Raw genomic sequence first — 8,592 nt, 5'->3', positions numbered from 1 at the left:
GTGGAGAAGTGCAGTCCGGCGCGAATTATCTACGCCACAGATTTGAGAATCTAAGGTCAGGTACGGCGTCCGGACTGCAGGCAGAAAGAACTGGCCGGCTCTTTCTGCACGTGGGGGATAATACAAGGTCGGGTAAGCGTAGCGCCACCCGGCAAAAAGAGGCGCGCAGAAAAGCAAAAGGCCAGCACGAGGCTGGCCTTTGAGGGGCATAACGCAGTGGCTTATTACAGGCCAGCAGCTTCGCGCAGCAGAGCGGCTTTGTCGGTTTTTTCCCAAGGGAAAGATTCACGACCAAAGTGACCGTATGCCGCGGTGTCTTTGTAGATTGGGTGCAGCAGATCCAGCATCTGGATCAGACCGTATGGACGCAGGTCGAAGAACTCGCGCACCAGCAGGGTCAGCTGTTCGGTAGAGACTTTCTCAGTACCAAAGGTTTCAACCATGATGGACGTTGGTTCTGCCACGCCGATTGCGTAGGAAACCTGGATTTCACAACGGTCAGCCAGACCCGCAGCAACGATGTTTTTCGCAACATAACGTGCCGCGTAGGCTGCAGAACGGTCAACTTTAGACGGATCTTTACCGGAGAATGCACCGCCACCGTGACGAGCCATGCCGCCGTAGGTATCCACGATGATTTTACGGCCGGTCAGACCACAGTCGCCCATTGGGCCACCGATAACAAAACGACCCGTCGGGTTGATGAAGAATTTGGTCGCGCTGTTCAGCCACTCGGTTGGCAGCACAGGCTTGATGATCTCTTCCATCACTGCTTCTTGCAGGGATTTCTGATCGATATCTTCAGAATGCTGGGTGGAGAGCACCACTGCATCGATGCCGACAATTTTGCCGTCGTCATACTGGAAAGTGACCTGGCTTTTCGCATCCGGGCGCAGCCATGGCAGCGTGCCGTTTTTACGCACTTCAGCCTGACGCTGAACCAGACGGTGAGCGTAGGTGATTGGCGCTGGCATCAGTACGTCGGTTTCGTTGGTGGCATAGCCGAACATCAGGCCCTGGTCGCCCGCACCCTGTTCCAGAGGATCAGCACGGTCAACGCCCTGGTTGATATCCGGAGACTGTTTGCCGATAGCACTCAGCACCGCACAGGAGTTGGCATCAAAGCCCATATCAGAATGCACATAGCCAATTTCACGGACCGTGTTACGGGTGATCTCTTCGATATCCACCCACGCGCTGGTGGTGATTTCACCGCCAACGAGAACCATACCGGTCTTAACGTAAGTTTCGCACGCGACACGCGCCTTCGGATCCTGTTCGAGGATCGCATCAAGCACTGCATCAGAGATTTGGTCAGCAATTTTGTCAGGATGCCCTTCAGATACGGACTCGGACGTAAAGAGGTGTTTTGCCATGTTTTATTTCACCTGGAAAGAATTTGGTTAGCTCAAACTGTTGTAGATAAAGTCTCTGATAAACGATTCGACCAAAGGCTGCAGGTAAACACACAAACAGTCTGGGTGTTAATCAGTATAGATGGATTAACATCTGGATGGCTATTTTAGGTCAGAGTTTCGCCTGAATGCCAGTTTTTTTTGAGGAACCTCTCATTCGCTTGTCTTATCCCCTGGCAATTTTTCCTGACAGCGGTGGAAGAGTGCGCATTTTTATTTTGCTTTTTACCCTGCTTCTCGGTATAAAACGCCGCGCGCGGCTCACTCAAAAAAGCGCACGAGGTTTCCTTTCGTGTCGCCACTTCCAGCCGGGTTAAGCCGTGTTTTTTTACACGGAAAAGTTTGGCTTTGGCTTGTCGCTGGCTCAGGTGGGTTGGCGTGGAGGTGATACGACATAATGAACCATCGTTTTTTGCAGACTCAGTCATGCCGCTCTGGTGTGCGTTTACCCCCATCATTTCCTCTCTCTTTGATACCTGGCTGCCGAAGTTATTGCCATTCGGGCACATCTCAGGATCCCAGAGCCGACCAGGCGCTGTGATAATGGGACTTGGGCGCTCCTTTACTTAGGGGTTTTCTCGTGGTTTCTCCGTTGGTGCCACACACCTCGGGTCTATGTTTTACACTGATATGAACAAGAAACCGGTCGCGCAGGCGAACGCGCAGCATTCTCTGCTGGCGCACAAGGCTGTTTATGGGTTGTTATCGCTTAGTAACATTGCGATAGTAGTCAACTGTTTTACACTTTCGACAACATTTGAGGTTCGCTATGTCTGACGACATGTCTTTATTTTCCCCTTCGTCAGCCGGCGAACAGGGTGTACTACGTTCCATGCAGGAGGTGGCAATGAGCTCTCAGGAAGCCAGCAAGATGCTGCGTACATACAACATTGCCTGGTGGGGCAATAATTACTACGACGTCAATGAGCTGGGTCATATCAGCGTTTGTCCGGATCCCGATGTGCCTGATGCGCGCGTGGATCTCGCCAGGCTGGTCAAAGCTCGTGAAGCGCAAGGACAGCGACTGCCTGCATTATTCTGCTTCCCGCAGATCCTGCAACATCGCCTGCGTTCGATTAACGCCGCTTTTAAACGTGCGCGTGAATCCTACGGCTACAACGGTGACTATTTCCTGGTTTACCCGATTAAGGTGAATCAGCATCGTCGCGTCATTGAATCCCTTATCCATTCCGGCGAACCGCTGGGCCTTGAAGCAGGCTCCAAAGCGGAGCTGATGGCGGTGCTGGCGCATGCTGGCATGACTCGCAGCGTTATCGTCTGTAATGGCTACAAAGACCGCGAGTATATTCGCCTGGCGCTGATCGGCGAGAAGATGGGCCACAAGGTCTATCTGGTCATCGAAAAGATGTCTGAAATCGCTATCGTGCTGGAAGAAGCGGAGCGCCTGAATGTGGTGCCACGCCTTGGTGTGCGTGCTCGTCTGGCTTCTCAGGGATCCGGTAAATGGCAGTCCTCCGGCGGCGAAAAATCGAAATTCGGCCTGGCTGCGAGCCAGGTGCTTCAGTTGGTCGAAATCATGCGCGAGCATGGTCGTCTGGACAGCATCCAGTTGCTGCACTTCCATCTCGGTTCGCAGATGGCGAATATTCGTGATATCGCCACTGGCGTGCGTGAGTCAGCCCGTTTCTACGTTGAGCTGCATAAGCTCGGCGTGAACATTCAGTGCTTCGACGTGGGCGGTGGTCTGGGCGTGGACTATGAAGGCACCCGTTCACAGTCTGATTGCTCCGTGAACTACGGCCTGAATGAGTATGCCAACAACATTATCTGGGCGATTGGCGATGCCTGTGAAGAGAACGGCCTGCCGCACCCAACGGTCATCACCGAGTCCGGGCGTGCAGTGACTGCACACCACACGGTGCTGGTTTCCAACATCATCGGTGTTGAGCGTAACGAATACACCGAAGCTACCGCACCTGCGGCAGACGCCCAACGCGCGCTGCAAAGCATGTGGGAAACCTGGCAAGAGATGCATGAGCCAGGCGGTCGTCGTTCACTGCGTGAATGGCTGCATGATAGCCAGATGGATCTGCACGATATTCATGTGGGCTACTCTTCCGGCACCTTTAGCCTGCAAGAGCGTGCCTGGGCAGAGCAGCTGTATCTGAACATGTGCCACGAAGTGCAGAAACAGCTCGACCCAAGTAACCGTGCGCATCGCCCGATCATTGACGAATTGCAGGAGCGCATGGCGGACAAAATGTACGTCAACTTCTCCCTGTTCCAGTCAATGCCGGATGCATGGGGTATCGACCAGCTGTTCCCGGTGCTGCCGCTTGAAGGGCTGAACCATGCGCCAGAACGCCGCGCGGTGCTGCTGGATATCACCTGTGACTCTGATGGTGCTATCGATCACTACGTCGATGGCGACGGCATTGCCACCACCATGCCAATGCCGGAGTACGATCCGGAGAACCCGCCAATGCTGGGCTTCTTTATGGTCGGCGCCTATCAGGAAATTTTGGGCAACATGCACAACCTGTTCGGCGATACCGAAGCGGTTGACGTGTTTGTCTTCCCTGACGGCAGCGTGGAAGTGGAGCTTTCCGACGAAGGCGACACCGTGGCGGATATGCTGGAGTACGTTCAGCTCGACCCGAAAAAACTGCTGACTCAGTTCCGCGATCAGGTCAAACAAACCGATCTCGACGATGCGCTGCAACAGCAGTTCCTCGAAGAGTTCGAGGCTGGTTTGTACGGGTATACGTATCTGGAAGACGAGTAACTTCCGTGGGAGGGCGGGCGTAGTTCCCCCTCTCCCTAACCCTCTCCCTAAGGGAGAGGGGACTGATCCGAGCCGGTTTGATTTTCTCCCTCTCCCTATGGGAGAGGGCATCCGACAAAGCCAACGCTGGACGCTTGACCCGATTAAAATTTTGGCGATAATCGCCCTAACAAGCAGTACACACGAATCGATCCCTTCCTCGTCGGGCCTAACGACGCGGAAGGGATTTTTTTTCATCTGTCATAAATTACCGACGGTATAAGAGGTTATCTTTATGAGCACTTTAGGTCATCAGTACGACAACTCGCTGGTATCGAACGCCTTTGGCTTCCTGCGTCTGCCGCTGAACTTCCAGCCCTACGACAGCGATGCTGACTGGGTTATCACCGGCGTCCCGTTTGATGCGGCAACCTCCGGTCGTGCGGGCGGTCGTCATGGCCCTGCGGCTATCCGTCAGGTGTCGACCAACCTGGCGTGGGAGCACAACCGCTTCCCGTGGGATTTCGACATGCGTGAGCGTCTGAACGTGGTCGACTGTGGTGACCTGGTGTATGCCTTTGGTGATGCGCGTGAAATGAGCGAAAAGCTGCAGGCTCACGCGGAAAAACTGCTGGCTGCCGGTAAACGCATGCTCTCTTTCGGCGGTGACCACTTCGTCACGCTGCCACTGCTGCGCGCGCACGCAAAACACTTCGGCAAAATGGCTCTGGTGCATTTCGATGCGCACACCGACACCTATGCCAACGGCTGCGAATTCGACCATGGCACCATGTTCTTCACCGCACCGAAAGAAGGTCTGATCGACCCGAACCATTCTGTGCAGATTGGTATCCGTACCGAGTTCGACAAAGACAACGGCTTTACCGTGCTGGATGCAGCACAGGTCAACGATCGTGGCGTTGACGATATTCTGGCGCAGGTGAAGAAGATTGTTGGCGACATGCCGGTGTATCTGACCTTCGATATCGACTGCCTGGATCCTGCCTTTGCACCGGGTACCGGTACGCCGGTTATCGGCGGCCTGACCTCCGATCGTGCAATCAAACTGGTTCGTGGTCTGAAAGATCTGAACATCGTGGGGATGGACGTAGTGGAAGTTGCGCCAGCTTACGATCAGTCTGAGATCACCGCGCTGGCCGCAGCGACGCTGGCTCTGGAAATGCTGTACATCCAGGCGGCGAAGAAGGGCGAGTAAGACAATAAATGCCGGGCGGCACGTTGTTTGCCCGGCCTACAGGGTCGTGAAATGTAGGCCGGGTCAGGCGATAGCCGCCACCCGGCATTTTTTTATTTAATTTCGTCAGCCTTCATACGATCGCGAATGTGCTGAGCACGTTCCTCTGAAGCCGGGTGATCGTCAAACATCGAGCTTTGACGGCCAGCTTCCAGCTTCGCCAGCTTCTCAAAACTGGTGACTAACCCTGACGGATTGATCCCGCGTTTACGCAGCAGATCGTAAGAGTAATCGTCCGCCTCAGATTCCTGGCGCTGGGAGAACTGTGCGTTCACCAGTTTTTCGCCTAAGTCACCAAGCTGAGATTGTGACAGGCTACCGACAATGCCACCCGCAGATGCCGCGGCGACGCGCACGGCGTTAGCGCCAAGCTGAACCTGCATGCCTTTCTTCACATGACCAAGCGCAACGTGACCCATTTCGTGGCCGATTACCGCTTCGACTTCGTTGTCGGTCATGATGTCCATCAGCCCGCTATAGACGCGAATACAGCCGTTGGCCATCGCAAAAGCGTTAATGTCTTTGGTGACGTAAACCTTATAGTTCACGGCCTGACCGTTAATGTTATCGCCAAGCGCGGACGCAATTTTCGTCAGGCGTTTGGCATAATCGCTGCTGGAAGGGGCGATAGTGGCTTTGCTGTCCATGTCCTGACAGGCTTTATCGCTGAGGGCGACGACCTGAGCGTCGCTGATGGTGTAAGCCTGGAAGGCTTCCGCACCGGAGCTCATCAGACCGTTTGAATCCATATTCTGACAGCCGGTCAGAACGCTCGCCATCCCAAAGGCCAACACCGCAGTGTGTAGTTTCATCATCAATTTTCCGTAATAGGTGCGTCGTCATTGTCTGAATTTTCTCACCCGCCTGAACGGCAGATCTCAGACGAAGTATAAAGAAAATAAAGATAACGGCGCGAGAAGATTGCGCAACCGTTGAACACATTCCAGAGATTTCCCAGGCACCGCGCGGATGCTCCATGTACATGGCTTGCCGCTTGGGTTACATTGTTGTCACTTTTTTCCGGCGTAGCCTAAAACACGCTGTAGTCAAGCGTCTGGCATGGCCTTCAACAGTCCGATCTGGAGTCAAAATGTCCTCACGTAAAGAGCTTGCTAATGCTATTCGTGCGCTGAGCATGGACGCAGTACAGAAAGCCAAATCCGGTCACCCGGGTGCCCCGATGGGTATGGCTGACATTGCCGAAGTCCTGTGGCGTGATTTCCTGAACCACAACCCGCAGAACCCGTCCTGGGCCGATCGTGACCGCTTCGTGCTGTCCAACGGTCACGGCTCTATGCTGATTTATAGCCTGCTGCACCTCACAGGCTACGATCTGCCGATGTCTGAACTGCAGAACTTCCGTCAGCTGCATTCCAAAACCCCAGGTCACCCGGAAGTGGGTTACACCGCCGGTGTTGAAACCACCACCGGTCCGCTGGGTCAGGGCATTGCTAACGCTGTGGGCATGGCTATCGCTGAAAAAACGCTGGCTGCGCAGTTCAACCGTCCGGGCCATGACATCGTCGACCACTTCACCTACGCCTTTATGGGCGACGGCTGCATGATGGAAGGGATCTCCCACGAAGTGTGCTCCCTGGCGGGTACCCTGAAGCTGGGCAAACTGGTGGCGTTCTATGACGACAACGGCATCTCCATCGACGGCCACGTTGAAGGCTGGTTCACCGATGACACCGCGAAGCGTTTCGAAGCCTACGGCTGGCACGTCGTTCGTGGCGTTGACGGCCACGACGCGGACGCTATCAAACGTGCAGTAGAAGAAGCGCGTAAAGTCACCGACAAACCTTCTCTGCTGATGTGCAAAACCATCATCGGTTTCGGTTCCCCAAACAAAGCCGGTACCCACGACTCACACGGTGCACCGCTGGGCGACGCTGAAATCGCACTGACCCGCGAGCAGCTGGGCTGGAAATACGCGCCATTCGAAATCCCGTCTGAAATCTATGCTCAGTGGGACGCGAAAGAAGCAGGCCAGGCGAAAGAATCTGCATGGAACGAGAAGTTCGCTGCTTATGCGAAAGCCTTCCCACAGGAAGCCGCAGAATTCACCCGTCGTATGAACGGGGATATGCCTTCTGATTTCGACGCGAAAGCGAACGACTTCATCGCTAAGCTTCAGGCTAATCCGTCCAAAATTGCCAGCCGTAAAGCGTCTCAGAATGCTATCGAAGCGTTCGGCCCGCTGCTGCCAGAATTCCTCGGTGGCTCCGCTGACCTGGCGCCATCCAACCTGACTCTGTGGTCGGGTTCTAAAGCAATCAACGAAGACACTGCCGGTAACTACATCCATTACGGTGTACGTGAATTCGGGATGACTGCCATCGCGAACGGTATCTCTCTGCACGGTGGTTTCCTGCCGTACACCTCAACCTTCCTGATGTTCGTTGAATATGCGCGTAACGCCGTACGTATGGCTGCGTTGATGAAGCAGCGTCAGGTTCTGGTCTATACCCACGACTCCATCGGTCTGGGTGAAGATGGCCCGACTCACCAGCCGGTTGAGCAGGTTGCCTCTCTGCGTGTGACCCCGAACATGAGCACATGGCGTCCATGTGACCAGGTGGAATCCGCAGTGGCGTGGAAATATGGCGTCGAGCGTAAAGATGGCCCAACCGCGCTGATCCTCTCCCGTCAGAACCTGGCACAGCAGGATCGTACCGAGAAGCAGCTGGCAGACATCGCTCGCGGTGGTTACGTGCTGAAAGATTGCGACGGTCAGCCGCAGGTTATCTTCATCGCGACTGGTTCTGAAGTTGAACTGGCCGTGGCGGCATGGGATCAGCTCTCCGCTGAAGGCGTTAAAGCGCGCGTGGTTTCCATGCCGTCTACCGACGCATTCGACAAGCAGGATGCTGCTTACCGTGAATCCGTACTGCCAAAAGCCGTTTCTGCTCGCGTTGCGGTAGAAGCCGGTATTGCAGATTACTGGTTCAAATACGTCGGCTTGAACGGCGCGATCGTTGGCATGACTTCCTTCGGTGAGTCAGCGCCAGCAGAGCTGCTGTTCGAAGAGTTCGGCTTCACCGTTGCGAACGTGGTCGCGAAGGCGAAAGAGCTGCTGTAATAAAGGCTGCGATGCAAACCTTAGGCCGGGCAAATTCAGTGCCGCCCGGCAGAAGTGCCTGCTGGCGCTGCGCTTAGCAGGCCTACAAAACAAGCCGGGGATGCCTCGGCTTTTT

The 8,592-nt window shown here is 54.8% G+C and carries 8 protein-coding genes; 5 read left to right on the top strand and 3 right to left on the bottom strand.

Going from position 1 to position 8,592, the window contains the following annotated elements; translation table 11 throughout:
- Positions 1-224 precede the first annotated feature (224 nt).
- On the bottom strand, positions 225-1,376 hold the full coding sequence (gene metK, locus ACRCWW_RS21830) for a methionine adenosyltransferase (protein WP_438684272.1): 1,152 nt from the start codon (positions 1,374-1,376) through the stop codon (positions 225-227).
- A 146-nt stretch (positions 1,377-1,522) separates the two neighbouring features.
- Complete coding sequence (locus ACRCWW_RS21825; protein WP_438684274.1) at positions 1,523-1,873, bottom strand: hypothetical protein; 351 nt, start codon at positions 1,871-1,873, stop codon at positions 1,523-1,525.
- Here ACRCWW_RS21825 and ACRCWW_RS21820 point away from each other — a divergent pair.
- The 4 genes from ACRCWW_RS21820 to speB all read left to right on the top strand — a co-directional run bounded on the left by ACRCWW_RS21820 (position 1,813) and on the right by speB (position 5,356).
- Positions 1,813-1,956 carry a hypothetical protein gene (locus ACRCWW_RS21820; protein WP_438684271.1) on the top strand — a complete coding sequence of 48 codons (144 nt, stop codon included), beginning with the start codon at positions 1,813-1,815 and terminating at the stop codon, positions 1,954-1,956. The genes ACRCWW_RS21825 and ACRCWW_RS21820 overlap by 61 nt on opposite strands.
- Before the next feature lie 89 nt (positions 1,957-2,045).
- Entirely contained in the window at positions 2,046-2,192 is a 147-nt protein-coding gene (gene yqgB, locus ACRCWW_RS21815; RefSeq protein ID WP_438684270.1) for an acid stress response protein YqgB, read from the top strand.
- Positions 2,185-4,161 carry a biosynthetic arginine decarboxylase gene (gene speA, locus ACRCWW_RS21810; protein WP_438684269.1) on the top strand — a complete coding sequence of 659 codons (1,977 nt, stop codon included), beginning with the start codon at positions 2,185-2,187 and terminating at the stop codon, positions 4,159-4,161. Before yqgB ends, speA begins: the two co-directional genes overlap by 8 nt.
- Before the next feature lie 274 nt (positions 4,162-4,435).
- Positions 4,436-5,356 (top strand): agmatinase, encoded by a 921-nt coding sequence (speB, locus tag ACRCWW_RS21805; protein WP_330982749.1) that lies wholly within the window; start codon positions 4,436-4,438, stop codon positions 5,354-5,356.
- 92 nt (positions 5,357-5,448) lie between these two features.
- On the opposite strand, the gene ACRCWW_RS21800 is transcribed toward speB, so the two are convergent.
- Positions 5,449-6,207 carry a M48 family metallopeptidase gene (locus ACRCWW_RS21800; RefSeq protein WP_438684273.1) on the bottom strand — a complete coding sequence of 253 codons (759 nt, stop codon included), beginning with the start codon at positions 6,205-6,207 and terminating at the stop codon, positions 5,449-5,451.
- Positions 6,208-6,485: 278 nt separating this feature from the next.
- On the opposite strand from ACRCWW_RS21800, the gene tkt reads away from it, so the two are divergent.
- The gene (gene tkt / locus ACRCWW_RS21795) at positions 6,486-8,477 is read left to right on the top strand and encodes a transketolase (protein ID WP_438684268.1); all 1,992 of its coding nucleotides are present in this window, start codon (positions 6,486-6,488) and stop codon (positions 8,475-8,477) included.
- The last annotated feature ends 115 nt before the right edge of the window (positions 8,478-8,592 follow it).

The organism is Scandinavium sp., assembly GCF_051650185.1.
GTDB lineage: Bacteria > Pseudomonadota > Gammaproteobacteria > Enterobacterales > Enterobacteriaceae > Scandinavium.
This window is presented reverse-complemented; position numbering and strand designations above follow the sequence as displayed.